Here is an 18,413-nt window from a genome sequence, read left to right as displayed (position 1 = left end):
CGATGAGCAGTGACCCCCTCGTGATTTTCACGCCCTCCGGCAAGAGAGGGCGCTTTCCCAAAGGCACCCCGGTGCTGACCGCCGCGCGGCAGTTGGGTGTCGATCTGGACTCGGTCTGCGGCGGGCGCGGCATCTGTTCGAAATGTCAGGTCTCGCCGGGCTATGGGCAGTTTTCGAAACATGGGGTGACCGTCGCGCCCGATGCGCTGAGCCCATGGAACGCGGTCGAAGAACGCTATGACGAGAAGCGCGGCTTGAAGGAGGGCCGACGTCTGGGCTGTCAGGCGACGGTGCAAGGCGATGTGGTGATCGACGTGCCGCCAGAGAGCCAAGTGCACAAACAGGTCGTGCGCAAACGCGCCGAGGCGCGAGAGATTGTGCTGAACCCGTCGGTCAAACTCTTCTACGTCGAGGTGACGGAGCCCGACATGCACGAACCCTCGGGCGATCTGGAACGTCTCAGGGCCGCGCTGGCCCAGCAGTGGGAGCTGGAGAAAGTCACCGCCGATCTGCACATCCTGCAAATGATGCAGCCGGTCCTGCGCAAGGGCGATTGGAAAGTCACCGTCGCCGTCCACCTGGGCGATCAGGAAAACGCCGCGCGGATCATGAACATTTGGCCGGGGTATTACGAGGGCACGGTCTATGGTCTGGCGGTCGATCTCGGCTCTACCACCATCGCGGCGCATCTGTGCGATCTGCAAACCGGTGAGGTCATGGCCTCTTCCGGTGTGATGAACCCGCAGATCCGTTTCGGCGAAGACCTGATGAGCCGCGTCAGCTATTCCATGATGAACCCCGACGGCGCGCAGGAGATGACCCGCGCGGTGCGCGAAGGGATGGCGACGCTTTTCACCCAGATCGCCGCCGAAGGGAATGTCGCGCCCGATCTGATCGTCGACGCGGTCTTCGTCTGCAACCCTGTGATGCACCACCTGCTGCTGGGCATCGACCCCTTCGAGTTGGGTCAAGCGCCCTTCGCGCTTGCAATCTCCGGCGCGCTGCGTCTGCGGGCCGAGGATTTGGACCTGAACATCCACCCCTCCGCCCGTGTCTATCTGCTGCCCTGCATCGCGGGCCATGTCGGCGCGGATGCCGCCGCCGTCGCCCTGTCGGAGGCGCCTGAGAAGTCCGACGAATTGATGCTTGTGGTCGATGTGGGCACCAATGCGGAGATCTTGCTGGGCAACAAGGAAAAGGTGCTGGCCTGTTCCTCTCCCACCGGGCCCGCGTTTGAGGGGGCGCAGATCAGCTCGGGCCAACGGGCGGCACCGGGGGCGATCGAACGGGTCGAGATTGACCCGGAAACCAAGGTGGCCCGGTTCAAGGTGATCGGCTGTGATCTCTGGTCTGACGAGGACGGCTTTGAAGAGGCGGTGGCGAGCACCGGCGTCACGGGCATCTGCGGCTCCGGCATCATCGAAATGGTCGCCGAGATGCGTATTCACGGCATCGTCGACGCGCCGGGTCTGATTGGCAGTGCTGCGCAGACGGGCTCCGCCTCGGTCTTTGCCGATGGGCGCACCAACAGCTATCTGGTCTATGACGGCACCGAAAAGGGCGGGCCCAAGATCACGGTGACCAACCGCGACATTCGCGAAATCCAGATGGCCAAGGCCGCGCTCTATTCCGGCGCGCGGCTGCTGATGGACAAATTCGGCGTCGACAAGGTCGACCGCGTGGTGTTGGCGGGGGCCTTTGGCGCGCATATCAGCCCCAAACACGCAATGGTGCTAGGCATGATCCCCGACGCGCCGCTCGACAAAGTCACCAGCGCGGGCAATGCGGCGGGCACCGGCGCCCGGATCGCCCTGCTCAATACCGAGGCCCGGGCCGAGATCGAGGCGACCGTGGGCGCGATCCACAAGATCGAAACCGCCGTCGAGCCGCGCTTTCAGGAGCATTTTGTCAACGCCTCAGCTATCCCCAATGCGGTAGAGCCTTTTCCCATCCTCAACAGCCTCGTCGCCCTGCCGGAGATGACCTTCAACACCGGCGGCAGCGGCGAAAGCGAACGCGGCGGGCGTCGGCGCAGAAGAAAGGCGACGTGATGACTGCCTCGGACAACAGCGATCAGGTCGAATTCTGGAGCGCCTCTGCGGGGCAGAGATGGGCCGCGCGGCAGGCTGAGCTGGACATACTGATGCAGCCGGTGCTCGACGGCGTGCTGGCGCGCGCCGAACTGGCACCGGGGCTGCGGGTGCTCGACATCGGCTGCGGCGCGGGGGCGGGCTGTCTCGCCGCCGCCGAGGCGGTGGGCGCTGCGGGCGCGGTGCTGGGCGTCGATGTCTCTGCCCCGCTGCTCGACCTCGCGCGGCAACGGGCCGCCGCCCTGCCCCATGTTGCCTTTCACCACGGTGATGCAACGACGCTAGCGCTTTCCCCTTCCTATGACCGGCTGATCTCGCGCTTTGGCGTGATGTTCTTTGCCGATCCGGTGCTCAGCTTCACGCGCATGGCCGCGCAACTCAGCCCCGGCGCGAAAATCAGCTTTGCCGCTTGGGGCCAAATCCCCGAGAACCCTTTCTTTACCCTGCCCAACCGCGCGGCCCGGGCCACCATCGGCGCCATGCCGAAAAGCGATCCCGACGGCCCCGGCCCCTTCGCCTTTCGCGACCCTGAACGCGTGGTGTCGATCCTCGCCGAGGCGGGCTTTGTCGATATCGCCTGCAATGTGACACGGCTTGACCTCACCCCCGCGGGCACGGTCGATGACCTTGCCCAGCAGATGTGCGACATCGGCCCGGCCAGCGGCGCGATCAATCATTTCGAGGCGGGCCCGGCACAGGTCGAGGAACTTCGGCAAACCATCGCCGAAGCTCTGCGCCCCTATGCGGAAGACGGCCCCCTGCGCCTGCCTGCCGAGATCAATTTCCTCACCGCGACGAAACCCTGACTTGACCTTCCCCCGCGCGCCGATTATCTCATCCTCAGCGCGCGGGTATGGTGAAAAGGTATCACGGCAGCTTCCCAAGCTTTAGTTACGAGTTCGATTCTCGTTACCCGCTCCACGCTCCCCCTCCGCCTTTGTGATCCCGCCGCATGGCCCCACACAGGCCCCGCAGGGTTCCCCGAGGTCACCCCCATGAAAAGCCTATTCTGGTCCGAATTTCGCCATGATTGCCCGCAAAAGTAGCAATCAACAGGGAAGTAACTTACGCGCGGATGGCCCAACGATGTCGGATGCGCATTGAGGCAAAGGAAAAAAGCGTGGCAAACGCGTTTCGGGACTACGCGACATCCAAGGCGTATATCATCGTCAATTTCATCGTACTGTGCTGTGTCGCCGGCATCAGCTATTCGATCGTCAAACTGGATTACGAGCAGCATATCGCCAGCATCCGTCAGGATGCCCGGCAAACGCTGCATGAAGTCAGCAATCAGGTGCAGCACCAGTTCCAGGAAACCATTCTGGTCACCAAGAACATCGAGAATATCCTGCTGTCCGGTGAGGCGTTCAGAGACAAGAAGATCGAACTGCTGGTCAAGGAACTGCGCGACCGGAACCCCGGCATTCAAGCCTTCGCCCTCGCCCCCGACCTCAAGATCACCCATAGCTATCCCAAGACCCAGAATGGTGAGACCATCGGTCTGGAATACAAGAACATTCCGGCGCAGCTTTCGGGCGTGGCCAATGCCTATCGCCGCCAAAGCCCGACCATCGAAGGGCCGCTGAACCTTGTTCAAGGCGGCAAGGGCTATATCATGCACTATCCGGTGTTCGAGCGCCCCATCGGCCTGGGCGCGCCGCGCTTTTGGGGGGTGATGTCCATCGTCTTTCAGCCCGACCGGCTGTTCGAGCCGCATCAAAACCCGCATCAGGCCGCCGACTACATCTATAGCCTCCGCGCCTTTCCCACAGGCGTCATGCCGCCTGAGATTGAGCCTGCGGCGGTCGACCCCACAGCCCCCGTGCGCACCCGGTTCGAGCTTTTAGGCAAGACATGGGAGGCGACGGCCAGCCCCGCCAACGGTCTGCCCCCCTATGCCCCGCAAAGCCCCTACCTCGTAGCCTTCGCCCTGATCGCGACCATCGCGCTGATGGCAGGCCTCTGGGCCTTCCGCCGGGTCACGCTGAAAAAGCAGGAAGCCCATGCGCTTTTGGCTGAGGGGATTGGATCGATCCAAGAGGGGTTCATCGCCTTTGACGAGAAAGAACGCCTTGTCACCGTCAACAGCAAGTTTCTGGAGTATCACCCTGAAATCGCTGACCTTTTGATTCCCGGCAAAACCATCGAAGAGCTGTTGCGCCATTGGGTCGCCCGCCATCAGCACCCAGAGCAGGTCGAGGAGCGTGGGGCATGGATCGCCAAACGTCTCGCCCGGTTCCGCAACCCGACCGGCGCCTTCATTCTTGAGGTCTCGGATAACTTCTGGCTCAAAGTCACGGAATCGCGCACGCCGCATGGTTATACCGTGGGCATCTGGACCGATGTGACGGCCGAGAAACGCGCGCTCGACGCGGCCAAGGCGGCGGACCGCGAAAAGACCGAATTCCTGAACAACGTCAGCCATGAATTGCGCACGCCGCTGACCGTGATCTCGGGCCGGGCGACCTTCTTGCAACATGCCGAGAAGCTGCCCCAAGCCCGGCGTTTGCAGACCGCGCTGAACAACAGCGCCAATGCCACGCCCGACATTCGGCACAGCGTCGATGAGTTCCAAAACTTCGTCTCTGACCAAGCGGGCGGCATCGCGGGGTCGTCCAAACATATGCTGCGCCTTGTCGAAGACCTGTTGGATTGGACCAAGGTCGCGCGCGGCAAGATGGAGCTTGATCTTCAAGAGATCGAAACCAGCGAGATCGCCCGCTCCGTCGCCGATGACCTGCGCCCGGATGCCGAGGCCAAGGGGCTGACCCTGACCTATGAGGACAATGGCACGGCCCTCGCCAATGCCGATCCGGTGCGCCTGCGGCAGATCCTTTACAACCTGATTTCAAACGCGATCAAATTCACCCGCAGCGGCAATATTCATCTGCAGATGCAGCAGGATGCCGAAGAGATCACCTTCTCGGTCTCCGACACGGGCTGCGGTATTTCCGAGGACAATCTCGAGCGGGTTTTCCTGCGGTTTCAGCAGGTTGACGGCTCAATGTCGCGTGAGAACGGCGGCTTGGGATTGGGACTTGCGATTGCCGAGCAACTGGCCAGCCTGCATGGCGGCAGCCTGTCGCTGGAAAGCAAAGTCGACGTGGGCAGCACTTTCCGGCTGACCCTGCCCCGCCCCGTGGCCGATAGCGAGATGCGCCGCTCGGCCTGATGGCAAAACGCCCCGGCCCAAAGCGGACCGGGGCCTATTGCCTCAACTCTCGCCCTGCATCAGCACATCGCCAAAGCGGTCCCGCAGATCGCGTTTCAGCACTTTGCCCGTCGCGTTGCGCGGCAGTGCCTCGGCGAAGACCACCCTGTCGGGCACCTGCCATTTGGCGATCTGATCCTCGAAAACCTTGAGAATATCCGCCTCTGACGGATCGGCCCCTTCGGCCTTCACCGCGACCAGAACCGGGCGCTCGTCCCATTTGGGATGGGTGGCCCCGATGACGGCGGCGTCGGCCAGATCGGGGTGGGCGATGGCGATATTCTCTAACTCGACCGAACTGATCCATTCGCCGCCCGACTTGATGATATCCTTGGCGCGGTCACGGATGGTGATATAGCCGTCGGCGTCCATCGTCGCGATATCGCCGGTGTCGAACCAGCCATCGCGCAGGGTGCTGTCGCGGTCGGATTGGTAGTAGGCATCCAAAATCCAATGCCCCCGGGTGACCAGAGCGCCTTGGGTTTCGCCGTCATGGGGCAACGGCTTGCCTGCGTCGTCCCAGATCTCAAGCTCAACACCAAAGACCGGGCGGCCTTGGTTCTCGCGCAGCTTGTGCTGGGCATCCTCGGGCAATTCACCGTGTTTCGCCAAGGGTTTGTTGACGCTACCCACCGGCGACATCTCGGTCATGCCCCAAGCGTGGATGGTCTCCACCCCATAGTCTTCGCGGAAGGTCTTGATCATCGACGGCGGACAGGCCGAACCGCCGACCACGGTACGCTCTAAGCTGGGCAGTTCGCTGCCGGATTTCTTTGCTGCCGCCAAGAGCCCTTGCCAGATCGTCGGCACGCCAAGCGCCAAGGAAACGCGGTAGCTGTCGATCAGCCCCACGAGCGAGGCACCATCAAGGTTCGGCCCCGGCAACACCATTCGCGCACCGGTCATCGCGCTGGCATAGGGGCAGCCCCAAGCGTTGACATGGAACATCGGCACCACGGCCATCACGATGTCCCGCGCGGAGATCGCGATGCTGTCGGCCATGTTGATGCCAAAGGAATGCAACACGGTCGAGCGGTGGGAATAAAGCACGCCCTTGGGATTGCCTGTGGTGCCAGAGGTGTAGCAAAGGCTCGACGCCGTGTTCTCATCCAGATCGGGCCAGTCGAACCCGGCATCGCCCGAAGCCACCAATTCGTCGTAGAAAATCAGCCCCGGTAGTGTCTCGGCGGCCTCGGCATCGGGGCCGGACAACAGGACGAGGTGCTTGAGATGCTCAAGCTTATCGCGGATCGCGGCGACGAGGGGGACGAAGGTCTTGTCGATGAATAGCACCTCATCCGCGGCATGGTTGAGGATATAGACAAGCTGATCGGCAAAGAGCCGCGGGTTGATCGTATGGCAGACAAAGCCCGCGCCGGAGGTGCCGAAGTAGATCTCCAGATGCCGCCGATTGTTCCATGCGATGGTCCCGCAACGCGCCTGCGGCGACAGCCCCAGATCGGTCAAGGCCGCGCCCAAACGCCGCGCATTCTCGGCCACCTGCCCCCAGTTCGTCTCTTCAACCCCGCCGGTGGTCGAGACCGAGATGATCTCGCCCTCGGGGTGATAGCGTTCGGCATGGGAAATCAGGCTTGAGATCAGCAGCGGCTGCGTCATCATCTGGCCAAGCATAGGGGGTCCTCCAATCATTTGCTTTGAGACTGTCCAAAGGTCAGGGCAGTTGCAAGCCTTCCCCTCCGGCAAGTCGTAAGAGCGCTGACGGACAGGACGACGGCACCGCGCAGGCGGCTATCGCCCGCGCGGTGCCTCGTTCCGGTCTAAGGGCAGCCCCTAGCCGCGATGCTGGTGGATATAGCCGATCAGCCCTGCGGTGGAGCCGTCTTTCCCTTCGGCAGAGACCTCACCTTCGACCAGCGGTTGGAGCGATTTGGCCAGTTCCTTGCCCAGTTCCACGCCCCATTGATCGAAAGAGTTGATGCCGAGGATCACCCCTTCGACGAAAACGCGATGCTCGTAAAGCGCGATGATCTGGCCCAGCGTGAAGGGATCAAGCGTTTCATAGGCGAGTGTGGTCGAGGGCCGGTTGCCGGGGAAGACACGGTGGCGCGCTTGGCGTTCAAGCGCGTCGCCCGAAAGCCCCGCGTCGCGCATGATGGCGCGCGCTTCGTCCAAAGACCGCCCGCGCATCAGCGCCTCGGATTGGGCGAGGCAATTGGCGATGAGCAGATCGTGGTGATGCTGCAACTCCGGCTCATGCCCCTTGGCCGCCACCAGAAACTCGCAAGGGATCACCCGGGTGCCTTGGTGGATCAACTGATAGAAAGCGTGCTGGCCATTGGTGCCCGCCGCGCCCCAGACCACCGGGCCGGTGTGGCGCGGGCTGTCGGCGCCGTCCATCTGCACGCCTTTGCCGTTCGATTCCATCTCAAGCTGTTGCAGGTAATCGGGCAGCATCTCAAGCCGTTGGTCATAGGGCAGCACCGCGCGGGTGGCATGGCCGCAGATTTGGTTGTGCCAGATGCCCACCAGCGCCAGAAGGATCGGCATATTCTCAGCCGGATCAGCGGCGCAGAAATGGCGGTCCATCTCCTGCGCGCCGCGCAGGAAGCTGTCGAAAGCCTTGGGCCCAATGGCGATCATCAGCGAGAGCCCAATCGGCCCCCAGACGGAATAGCGCCCGCCGACCCAATCCTCGAAACCGAAGACCCGAGCCGGGTCGATCCCGAACTCAGCGGTCTTGTCATCAGCGGTGCTGAGCGCGGCGAATTGCGTCGCCGGATCGCCGCCATGGTCCTGCATCCATGCCCGCGCCGTGCGCGCGTTGGTCATGGTCTCAATGGTGGTGAAAGTCTTGGACGCGACGATCACCAGCGTTTTCTTGGCATCCAGCCCCCGCAGCGTATCCGCGATATGCGCCCCATCGACGTTTGAGACGAAGTGGCAGCGCGGCCCATCGTGATAGGGTGTCAGCGCGCGGGTCGCCATGGCCGGGCCAAGGTCGGAGCCGCCGATGCCGATGTTAACCACATCCGTAATGTCGCCGCTGCGCACCTGATCGGCAAAGCTGCGCATCCGCGCCAGCGTGTCGCGGACCTGCGGCATGACATCTTCGCCCGCGACCTCTACCGGCCCGCCATCGAGATTGCGCAGCGCAGTGTGCAGCACCGCGCGGCCCTCAGTCTCATTGATCGGCGCGCCCGCGAACATCGCATCGCGCCGCTCGGTGACTTTGGCGTTTTCGACCAGTTGCAGCAGTGCCGCGCGGGTCTCGGTGTCGATATTCGTCTTGGCGTAGTCGAACAGCATATGCTGCGTCCGCAGCGAGAAGTCCTCGGCCCGGTTCGGGTCATAGAACAGTGCCGTGATCTTGCGGTCCGCCACGGCGCTCTGCCGCTCTTGAAGGTCTTGCCAAATGTTCATCATGCCGCCCAGTAAACTTCGATTTCATCCAGCACCGATGCAATCGGCGCCTCTTCGGGGGAAAGCCCCTGCGCGCGCTCAAGGGCCGCGCGTTTCTCATCCCCGAAAATCACGAGATGCTTGTTCAGCGCCCCGTCGAGCACATGCGCCGGCAGCGTGACCCGCGCAGTGGGCTGGCCCTCGGGATAGACCGGGCACAAAAGCGGGGCATCGGCGGCCAAAGCGTCAGGCAGGCTCCGGTCGCCGGGGAAAAGCGAGGCGGTGTGCATGTCGTCGCCCATGCCAAGCAACAGGACAGAGATCGGCACATGATCCGTCAGACTGGGGGCCACCACCTCTGCCCCCTCGCCCGGAGAAAGCCCGGGGCGGAAAAAGGGGATGAACTGCGCCGCCGCGGCACGGTCGTTCAAAAGATGCTCGCGCACCAGACGCGCGTTCGACAGCGGGTCATCCGCGTCCACCCAACGCTCATCGGTCAGCATCACATCCACCCGACTCCAATCCAGATCGGTCGCGCTGAGCATCTCAAAGATCGGCCCGGGGGTAGAGCCGCCTGGCACCGCGAAAGACACGCGGTCATTGCCCGAAAGCGCCGATTTCAACTTGCCCGCCAGTTTGTTGGCGACATTCATCACCAGCATTTCGCGGTCCGCATATTCGATGATGTTCATGGGGATACCTTTCGCCATTCACGGCCATCGCGCCGCATCATTTCTGTCGCATCCGTCGGCCCCGCCGAGCCGCTGTCATAGGGTTTGGGCACGTCGTGACGCGCCTCCCAGCCTTGGATGATCGGATCGGTCCAGGCCCAGGCGGCCTCGACCTCGTCGTCGCGCATGAACAATGTCTGGTTGCCCCGGATCACGTCCATGATAAGCCGCTCATAGGCATCGACCTGATCGCCCCCATCGGGGCCAAGCGCTTCGGCAAAGGTCATGTCGAGCGGCACATCGACCAGACGCATGCCCCCCGGCCCCGGTTCCTTGATTGTCACGCCAAGAGTGATGCCCTCGTTGGGTTGCAAGCGGATCGACAGCACGTTGCGATGACGGCCCGCGTCTTCGGCAAAGATGGAATGCGGCGTGTCTTTGAAAACCACCGTGATCTCGCTCGACCGGGCCACCATCCGCTTGCCGGTGCGCAGATAGAACGGTGTGCCATGCCAACGCCAGTTGCTGATATGGGCCTTCAACGCCACGAAACTCTCGGTCCGCGACCGTGGGTTGCCGACGGCATCGCGGTAGCTGGGGGCATCTTCTTCATTGCCCTCTTCAGCCTCATACTGTCCGCGCACGAGGTGATGCGGCAGCACCGGATCAATCGCGCGGATCACTTTCAGCTTTTCGTCGCGCACCGCATCGGGGTCGAAACGCGCGGGCGGCTCCATCGCGATCAGGCACAAGAGTTGCATCAAGTGGTTCTGCACCATGTCCCGCATCGCGCCGGATTTGTCGTAATACTCCCCACGCCCGCCGACGCCCACCGTCTCGGCCACGGTGATCTGGATGTGGTCGACGTATTGGCGGTTCCACAACGGCTCGAACAGCATATTGCCAAAGCGCACCGCCATGAGGTTCTGCACCGTCTCTTTGCCGAGGTAGTGATCGATCCGGTAGATCTGTTGTTCTTTGAAATAGGTGGCCAGCGTCGCGTTGAGGGCGCGCGCACTCTCCAGATCGCGGCCAAAGGGTTTTTCCACGACAATGCGACATTCTTCGCCCGCCATGCCCCATTGCTGCAACCGTTCCGCCAGATCGCCGAAAAGCCCCGGCGCGACAGAGAAATAATAGACCTCGATCCGGTCCTTGCCGGACATCAGGTCTTGCAGTTCGGCCCAGCCGGTCTCTCCGCGTGCGTCGATGGCGACATAGTCAAGCTTGGCGAGAAAGGCGTCGAGGTTGTCGCAGGCGTCTTTCCCGCCGAACTCTTCAATCGCTTCGGCCACCATCTCGCGGTAGCCTGCGGCGTCCATCTCGGTGCGCGCAGCGCCGATGATCCGCGCCTCTTCGGGCATTTGGCCCGCACAATATCGCCGGTAAAGACCCGGCAAAATCTTGCGCCGGGCCAGATCGCCGGTGCCGCCAAAGATGACAAGATCGAAGGGGTCGACAGGGATAACACGCGAAACCATTGACTAATCCTTGTCCGGGCAGAGTGGCAGAGTTAGCGCAAACATACTTATTTTTCCCTACATCACAAGACTGTGCGCCCCGGTGCTTGGACTTTTAGGGTGCGCCGCAATAGCTTACCACAACAGGAACACACGGGATCACGCAAGGAACAATCATGAAAGATATTGCGCAAGCAAACGAGGGCAAGTTCCAGAACCCGGCGGTCACTGCCAAGGGGGAACCCCGCGCCACCGTGGCCCTGCGCGGGGCGGAAACGCTTTGGTTCAACACAGGCACCCTGTGCAACATCGAATGCGTGAACTGCTACATCGCCTCTAGCCCCAAGAACGACGCGCTGGTCTATATCACCGCGGATGAGGTGCGCGACTATCTCGACCAGATCGAGGAGCGTAGCTGGCCGGTGCGCGAGATCGCCTTCACCGGCGGTGAGCCCTTCATGAACCCTCAGATGATCGAGATCACCGAAGCCTCGCTAGAGCGCGGATACGAGGTGTTGATCCTGACCAACGCCATGCGTCCGATGATGCGCAAATCGGTGCAAAAGGGGCTTTTGCGGCTGCGCGATGCCTATCCCGGCAAGATGACCTTCCGCATCTCCGTCGACCATTATCGCCGCGATCTGCACGACGCGGAACGCGGCGAGGGTGCCTTCGACAAGACCCTGACTGGCATGGAATGGCTCCGCGACAACGGCTTTCGCATGGCCGTGGCGGGGCGGTCGATCTTTGCCGATAGCGACGTCGACAGCCGCGCGGGTTATGCCGCCTTCTACGCCGAACACGGCTTTGACATCGACGCACAAGACCCCGCCATGACCGTTCTCTTCCCCGAGATGGACGAGGCCGTGGAGGTGCCCGAAATCACCACCGCCTGCTGGGGCATCTTGGACAAGTCCCCTGACGCGGTGATGTGCGCCTCCTCCCGTATGGTGGTCAAACGCAAGGGGGCCGAGAAACCCGCCGTGCTGGCCTGCACGCTCTTGCCCTACGACCCTGAGTTTGAACTCGGCACCACATTGGCCGAGGCGGAGCGCGACGTGGCGCTGAACCACCCGCATTGCGCAAAGTTCTGCGTGTTGGGCGGGGCGAGCTGTTCGGCCTAACGCCCCTGCCCTTCGGCCTGCTGGCTCAATGCAGCGTGAATTCGCCCACTTGGTGCTGCCACTCACCGGGACCAATTAGCTTGCGATGCGTGAAGCGGACCGAATGCAGCGGGCCGTCCAGTTCCGCGCGCCAGAATTCGACGAATTCAAACAGCCGCGGATGGTCCGGTGCGATGTCGTAATCCTGCCAGATATAGGTGTTCAGCACATGGCTATAGTCGGGCATGTGGTAGAAGAACTCTGCCGTGGTCAGCCCGTAACCTTTCAGCATCAATTCGGTTTCACTGCGGGGCATGTTGCGCCTCCCTTGCTGCCTCTGTAGAGCAAGTTTGCGCGGTCAGAATTACTTTTCAATGAAAACAGTGTGTTGGCACTTCGCCCCGAGTGCTGCCAGTGCGTTTCGGCCACAGCCATTGCACCTGATATGCCCCGTCTGCTATAGAAAACCCCAAGATATAGAACCATAAAAATGGTGGGCAAGATACGTGACCGATACGCCGGATACCCCTGAAAACGCAGACGAAAAGCCCATCTTTCACGGGCCGTCGGTGACCATCGAACACGAGATGCGTACGTCCTATCTGGACTACGCGATGAGCGTGATCGTCAGCCGCGCGATTCCCGATCTGCGCGACGGTCTGAAACCGGTGCACCGCCGCATCCTCTACGCGATGCATGAGACCGGCAACACGCATGATAAACCCTACCGTAAATCCGCCCGTCCCGTGGGCGATGTGATGGGCCAGTACCACCCGCATGGCGACAGCGCGATTTACGACGCGCTGGTGCGGATGGCGCAGGATTTCTCCATGTCGCTGCCGCTTCTGGACGGTCAGGGCAACTTCGGCTCGATGGACGGCGATAACCCGGCGGCCATGCGCTATACCGAGGTGCGGATGGACAAGCCCACCGCCTATCTTCTGGCCGATATCGACAAGGAAACCGTCGATTTTCAGGACAACTATGACGGCAAGCAGCAGGAACCCACGGTTCTGCCCGCGCGCTTCCCGAACATGTTGGTCAACGGTGCGGGCGGCATTGCCGTCGGCATGGCGACGAACATCCCGCCGCATAACCTTGGCGAGGTGGTGGATGCCTGCCTTGCGCTGATCGACGATCCGGACCTGACCTCCGAACAGCTCATCGAATACGTCCCCGGCCCTGACTTTCCCACGGGCGGCATCATGCTGGGCCGATCCGGCGCGCGCAAAGCCTACCTTGAGGGCCGCGGCAGCGTGGTGATCCGCGCCAAGACCCGGGTCGAGGAAATCCGCAAAGACCGCTGGGCCATCGTCATCGACGAGATTCCCTATCAGGTCAACAAAGCCACGATGATCGAAAAGATCGCCGAACAGGTTCGCGAGAAGAAGATCGAGGGCATCGCCCACGTTCAGGATGAGAGCGACCGCAACGGCGTGCGCGTGGTGATCGAACTCAAACGCGAGGCCACCGCCGAAGTGGTGATGAACCAGCTTTACCGCTTCACCCCGATGCAGACATATTTTGGCTGCAACATGCTGGCGCTGAATGGCGGCCGGCCTGAGCAGCTCACTTTGCGCAAATTCCTCAGCTACTTCATCGACTTCCGCGAAGATGTCGTGGCGCGGCGCACGGCCTACTTGCTGCGCAAGGCGCGCGAGCGCAGCCATATCCTTTGCGGTCTCGCGGTCGCTGTCACCAATATCGACGAAGTAGTCGCCACCATCCGCTCCTCCGCCGATGCCGCCGAGGCGCGCGAGAAGCTGATGACCCGCCGCTGGCCCGCCGAGGACATCCTGCCCTACATCGCGCTCATCGACGACCCGACCCATACGGCGAACGAAGACGGCACCTACAACCTCTCCGAAGCTCAGGCCCGCGCCATTCTGGAACTGCGCCTGCAGCGCCTCACCCAGATCGGCGTTAAGGAAGTGACCGACGAGCTGGAAGAGCTGGCGGGCAAGATCAAGGAATACCTCGAGATTCTGGGTTCCCGCGAGCGCATCCTCGGCATCATCTCGGACGAGTTGCGCGAGGTGCGCGAGCAATTCGCCGTGCCGCGCCGGACCGAGATCGTCGACTGGTCGGGCGACATGGACGACGAAGACCTGATCGCCCGCGAGGAAATGGTCGTGACTGTGACTTCCGGCGGCTACATCAAGCGCACGCCCCTGGCCGACTTCCGCGCGCAGCGCCGCGGCGGCAAGGGTGTCTCGGGCATGCAGACCAAGGAAGAGGATGTCGTCACCAACCTCTTCGTCGCCAACACCCATACGCAACTTCTTTTCTTCACGACCGACGGCATGGTCTACAAGCTGAAGACATGGCGCCTGCCGCAGGGCGCGCGCACCGCCAAGGGCAAGGCCATCGTGAATATCCTGCCCATCCCCACCGGTGTCTCCATCGCGGCGATCATGCCGGTGGACCGGGATGAAAAGGAATGGGACGACCTGCAGGTGATCTTCGCCACCTCTGCCGGGACCGTGCGGCGCAACAAACTGTCGGATTTCACCAATGTGAAGGCCAACGGCAAGATCGCCATGAAGTTCGAAGGCGAGCATGAGGGCACCACGCTGATCAACGCGCGCATCGCCTCGAACGACGATGACGTCATGCTGGTCACCGACGCGGGCCGTGCGATCCGCTTCCCGGCGACCGAAGTGCGGGTGTTCAACTCGCGCAACTCAGTTGGCGTGCGCGGCATCCGTCTGGGCGAAGGCGACAACCTCGTCTCCATGTCCGTGATCCGCCACTTCGAAGCGAGTTCGGAAGAGCGTGTCGCCTATCTCAAACAGCGCCGTCTGATGGCGGGGCTGACCGATGAGGACAGCAGCGATGACGAGGAAGAGCAGGTTCAAGCCGGACAGCTGAGCACCGAACGCTATGCCGAAATGTCCGCCGCCGAGGATCTGATCCTGACGATCACCGCCAAGGGTGCGGGCAAGGTCTCCTCGGCCCATGACTACCCTGTGCGGGGCCGCGGCGGCATGGGCGTGACCGCTTGGACCAAGGCCATGGCCCACGGCCCCATCGTCGCCTGCTTCCCGGTGGAAATGTCCGATCAGGTGATGCTGGCGACCTCCAAGGGCCAGTCGATCCGCGTGCCGGTCGAAGGCATCTCCTTCCGCTCGCGCAGCGCAGGTGGTGTCAAAGTGTTCAGCACCGGCAAGAATGAGGAAGTTGTCAGCGTGGCTTGGATCGCCGACCAGGGCAACGAAGAGGATGAAGTCGACGGTGACAGCGCCGCCGAGTGATCGACGGCCACCCCGCCCCATGCATGTGCTTTGGGGCGGGAGCTTTTTACCAAAACAGCATCGAACAACAAAAAATCCCCCGCGCCATCAGCGCGGGGGATTTTCTAATCTTAAACTTCCGTTAGGAAATTAGTTGGTAGTAGTGGTCGAAGAAGAGGAACCGGATGCCGCGACTGCAACCAGAACCAGAGCAGCACCAGCTGCCGCCGCGCCGCCACCAAGACCAGCACCAGCAGCAAAGAGCCCTGCACCATCTGCAGCGGCAGGCACGCAAACGCGCGCAGTGTTGCCGTCTACGGTGACCGGATCAGGCTTACAGTTATAGACCACACCATTGGCACCTTGAACCTGAAGCGAATAGACCGCATCGTCAGACGCCCCAAGAACAGCCGCTTGAGAAGTGGTTTGGGCGAAAGCAGCACCCGAAAGAGCGATAGTTGCCGCCACCGTTGCAAGAATTTTCATGTCTAGGTACTCCTATATCTCGTCAAAAATGAAACTCACCGCAGCATCGCATATAATCTTATCCGGCGCAAAGGCGAAATATTAAGCTATGGTTAGGATTTATAGCGATGCCCGTTGTTTAAGCAACATCCAAAATGGCGAATTGTTCCCCATCTCGGATGCCTAAATTCCATACAGTTCCGTGAACTTGTTTTCTAGGTAGGTCAGCAACGGTGCCTCGGTCGGCGGCTTTCCGCAAGCGCGGGTGATTACCTCACGCGGCTCGTAAAGGCCCCCATGCTTTTGCACGTTCTCACGCAGCCAACCGGTAGCAGCACTCGTATCCCCCCTTGCCAAGGCTTCGTCGAGATCGGGTACGGCCTCCCGCAAAGCCTCATGAAGGCATCCCGCATAGACATTGCCGAGGCTGTAAGTCGGGAAATAGCCCAAAAGTCCGACGGACCAGTGCACATCCTGCAAGACGCCGTTTGACGGGCGGTCGACCGGATAACCGAAATCAGCCTCGAAAAGATCGTTCCATGACGCTTCCAGCCCGTCGACCTGCAAGTCGCCCGACATCAGCGCCCGTTCAAGATCGAAACGCAGCAGAACATGGAGGTTGTACTGAAGCTCATCCGCCTCGGTCCGAATGAAACCATCGGACACGCGGTTGACGATCCGGTAGAAGGTCTCGGCATCCGGTACGCCGAAATCGCCATAGACCGCCGTCATCTCACCAAAGAGCCACCCGGTGAAGGCGCGGCTGCGGCCGATTTGATTTTCGTAGATGCGGCTTTGGCTTTCATGCACCCCCATCGACGCGCCCCGGCCCAAAGGCGTCAGCAGATAGGCGCTGTCGATCCCCTGCTCATAGGCCGCATGGCCAACCTCATGCACGGTGGAATAAAAGCAATTGAACGGGTCGAGGGCATTGGTTCGCGTGGTGATCCGCACGTCCAGCCCCGACCCGGAGGAGAAGGGATGCACCGCCTTGTCGATGCGCCCGGTGGCCAGATCATAGCCAAAGCGCCGCGCCAGTTTGGCGGTGAGGGTCATCTGCGCCGCTTCGTCAAAGACACCCTCCAACACCGGCGGCGCTTCGGCTTCGCGGACGGCGGCGCGCAGTTCGGAGAGTTTTGGCCGCAGCGCGCCGAACATGGCTTCGAGGTCCGCCGCCGTGGTGCCGGGCTCGTAATCCTCCAGCATCGCGTCGTAAATCCCGATCCCGCGCCCTTCGGCCAGCGCGGCCCCCTCTTCGCGTTTGAGCGCGATCACTTCTTTCAGAGTGGGGGCGAAGGCCGCGAAGTCATCGGCGGCGCGGGCCTCGGCCCAAGTGCCTTGGGCGGCGGAGGTGACGCGGGCGATACGCGCCGCCAAATCGGCGGGCACGCGGGTGGCGCGGTCAAAATCGCGTTTGATGTGGCGCAGGTTCGCCTGCCCGACCGCGTCCAACGCCGCGGGCTCGATCTGGGCCAGCCAATCCGCGATGCGCGGCTCGATGCGGCGGGCGTGGAGGACGCTTTCCATCGCCGCCATCTCCTCGGCCCGCTGCGGGGCCGCGCCCCGAGGCATGACCGTTTCCTGATCCCAGCCCAAACGGCCTGCGACCTGCGCCAGCGCCTCGGTGTCGCGCTGGAAAGCCATCAAATCATCATATGCAGTCATGTCTCAGCCTCTCAGCGATGTGGCGACGGGATAGGCCGCAAGGAAACGCGCGCGCAGGATCAGCACCCAAAGCAGCACGGCCAGCGCCTGATGCGCGAGCGCCAGATGCACGGGCGCGGCATAGAGCACGGTGGTGATGCCCAGAACCACTTGCAAAGACAGCGCCGCCATCACGGCGTTGAAAGCAAAACGCGTCCGGGCATGGGCCGAGCGGCGACCGCGCAGCCAGACGACAACCCCGAAAGCGAAAAGAAGATAGCCCGCCATCCGGTGCATGAATTGCACCAACCCCGGGTTCTCAAAGAAATTCCGCCATGTCGGCGTGATGTCGAATGCCTCCGGTGGGAAGAACTGCCCCTGCATCAGCGGCCAGTCGACAAAGTAGCGCCCCGCGTCAATCCCTGCGACCAAGGCGCCCAGCAGGATCTGCAATGCGGCGAAATGCAACAGGCCCGTTGCCATGCCGAATTGCTTGGCTTCCTTGGCCCGGCGGGCCTGAATCAGATCGCGTTCGCTGCGACCCAGCAAGAGCACATACCAAGTGATGAAACCGAGGATGACAAAGGCCAGCCCCAGATGCGTCGCCAAACGGTAGGAGGCCACATCCGTCACCCCCTGCCCGCTGGTCACGCCGGAGGCGACCATCCACCAGCCAATCGCCCCCTGCGCGCCGCCCAATGCGCCGATAAAGAGCAGCCGTTTGGTCCAGCCGACAGGGATTTGCCGGCGCAGGAGGAAGTAGAGAAAGCCCAAGACCCAGACGAGGCCGATCACCCGGCCAAGCTGCCGATGCCCCCATTCCCACCAGTAGATGCTTTTGAAATCAGAGAGTTCCATCCAAGAGTTCTGAACCTGAAACTCGTCGATCTGCTTGTATTTCTCGAATTCTGACTGCCAATCGGCCTCGTTCATCGGCGGCAATGCACCGGTCACCGGGCGCCATTCCGTGATGCTGAGGCCGGAGTCAGTGAGCCGCGTCAGCCCGCCCACGGCGATCATGACAAAGACCAGCGCAAAGAGGATCATCAGCCAGACCCGGATCGGCCCGCGCGCGCCGCCCCGGCCCTTGTCGATCGTGCCGGTTTGCACCGGTGCACGGCTGGGTTGGTCGGTGCCGACCTCTTCGAACAGTTTGCGTTTCTCCGCCATGGCGCG

At 62.1% G+C, this 18,413-nt stretch carries 13 protein-coding genes and 1 tRNA gene; 6 read left to right on the top strand and 8 right to left on the bottom strand.

Features of this window, described 5'->3' with window-relative positions:
* Positions 1–2 precede the first annotated feature (2 nt).
* From ACGYK9_RS00885 to ACGYK9_RS00870, 4 genes are all read left to right on the top strand, one after another.
* Entirely contained in the window at positions 3–2,051 is a 2,049-nt protein-coding gene (locus ACGYK9_RS00885) for an ASKHA domain-containing protein (protein WP_394407627.1), read from the top strand.
* Positions 2,051–2,896: a class I SAM-dependent methyltransferase gene (locus tag ACGYK9_RS00880; RefSeq protein WP_394407625.1), complete on the top strand. Its 846-nt coding sequence runs from the start codon at positions 2,051–2,053 to the stop codon at positions 2,894–2,896. Before ACGYK9_RS00885 ends, ACGYK9_RS00880 begins: the two co-directional genes overlap by 1 nt.
* Before the next feature lie 41 nt (positions 2,897–2,937).
* A tRNA-Gly gene (locus tag ACGYK9_RS00875) sits at positions 2,938–3,011 on the top strand.
* A gap of 199 nt (positions 3,012–3,210) precedes the next feature.
* A complete protein-coding gene (locus tag ACGYK9_RS00870) occupies positions 3,211–5,262 on the top strand; it encodes an ATP-binding protein (protein ID WP_394407623.1) in 2,052 nt (683 codons plus the stop codon).
* 42 nt (positions 5,263–5,304) lie between these two features.
* On the opposite strand, the gene ACGYK9_RS00865 is transcribed toward ACGYK9_RS00870, so the two are convergent.
* The 4 genes from ACGYK9_RS00865 to zwf all read right to left on the bottom strand — a co-directional run bounded on the left by ACGYK9_RS00865 (position 5,305) and on the right by zwf (position 10,813).
* On the bottom strand, positions 5,305–6,933 hold the full coding sequence (locus ACGYK9_RS00865) for a long-chain fatty acid--CoA ligase (RefSeq protein ID WP_394407621.1): 1,629 nt from the start codon (positions 6,931–6,933) through the stop codon (positions 5,305–5,307).
* 159 nt (positions 6,934–7,092) lie between these two features.
* The gene (pgi, locus tag ACGYK9_RS00860; RefSeq protein ID WP_394407619.1) at positions 7,093–8,685 is read right to left on the bottom strand and encodes a glucose-6-phosphate isomerase; all 1,593 of its coding nucleotides are present in this window, start codon (positions 8,683–8,685) and stop codon (positions 7,093–7,095) included.
* Positions 8,682–9,353 carry a 6-phosphogluconolactonase gene (pgl, locus tag ACGYK9_RS00855; RefSeq protein ID WP_394407617.1) on the bottom strand — a complete coding sequence of 224 codons (672 nt, stop codon included), beginning with the start codon at positions 9,351–9,353 and terminating at the stop codon, positions 8,682–8,684. The genes pgi and pgl overlap by 4 nt, the downstream gene beginning before the upstream one ends.
* On the bottom strand, positions 9,350–10,813 hold the full coding sequence (zwf, locus tag ACGYK9_RS00850) for a glucose-6-phosphate dehydrogenase (protein WP_394407615.1): 1,464 nt from the start codon (positions 10,811–10,813) through the stop codon (positions 9,350–9,352). The genes pgl and zwf overlap by 4 nt, the downstream gene beginning before the upstream one ends.
* 155 nt (positions 10,814–10,968) lie before the next feature.
* On the opposite strand from zwf, the gene ACGYK9_RS00845 reads away from it, so the two are divergent.
* Positions 10,969–11,916: a radical SAM protein gene (locus tag ACGYK9_RS00845; RefSeq protein WP_394407613.1), complete on the top strand. Its 948-nt coding sequence runs from the start codon at positions 10,969–10,971 to the stop codon at positions 11,914–11,916.
* Positions 11,917–11,941: 25 nt separating this feature from the next.
* Here the strand turns inward: ACGYK9_RS00845 and ACGYK9_RS00840 are convergent, their stop codons facing one another.
* Entirely contained in the window at positions 11,942–12,211 is a 270-nt protein-coding gene (locus ACGYK9_RS00840; protein WP_394407611.1) for an usg protein, read from the bottom strand.
* 190 nt (positions 12,212–12,401) lie between these two features.
* Here ACGYK9_RS00840 and gyrA point away from each other — a divergent pair, with 190 nt between their 5' ends.
* Complete coding sequence (gyrA, locus tag ACGYK9_RS00835) at positions 12,402–15,149, top strand: DNA gyrase subunit A (RefSeq protein WP_394407609.1); 2,748 nt, start codon at positions 12,402–12,404, stop codon at positions 15,147–15,149.
* A gap of 129 nt (positions 15,150–15,278) precedes the next feature.
* Here the strand turns inward: gyrA and ACGYK9_RS00830 are convergent, their stop codons facing one another.
* The 3 genes from ACGYK9_RS00830 to ctaA all read right to left on the bottom strand — a co-directional run bounded on the left by ACGYK9_RS00830 (position 15,279) and on the right by ctaA (position 18,407).
* Positions 15,279–15,614: a hypothetical protein gene (locus ACGYK9_RS00830; RefSeq protein WP_276154009.1), complete on the bottom strand. Its 336-nt coding sequence runs from the start codon at positions 15,612–15,614 to the stop codon at positions 15,279–15,281.
* Between the two features lie 162 nt (positions 15,615–15,776).
* Entirely contained in the window at positions 15,777–17,258 is a 1,482-nt protein-coding gene (locus ACGYK9_RS00825) for a carboxypeptidase M32 (RefSeq protein WP_394407607.1), read from the bottom strand.
* Positions 17,259–17,261: 3 nt separating this feature from the next.
* Complete coding sequence (gene ctaA, locus ACGYK9_RS00820) at positions 17,262–18,407, bottom strand: heme A synthase (RefSeq protein WP_271687360.1); 1,146 nt, start codon at positions 18,405–18,407, stop codon at positions 17,262–17,264.
* Between the last annotated feature and the right edge of the window lie 6 nt (positions 18,408–18,413).

The sequence above is a fragment of the Sulfitobacter sp. 1A15258 genome (assembly GCF_043557045.1).
Classification (GTDB): domain Bacteria; phylum Pseudomonadota; class Alphaproteobacteria; order Rhodobacterales; family Rhodobacteraceae; genus Sulfitobacter; species Sulfitobacter faviae.
The sequence above is the reverse complement of the archived record's forward strand: the minus strand, read 5'-3'. Positions and strand labels throughout refer to the sequence as shown.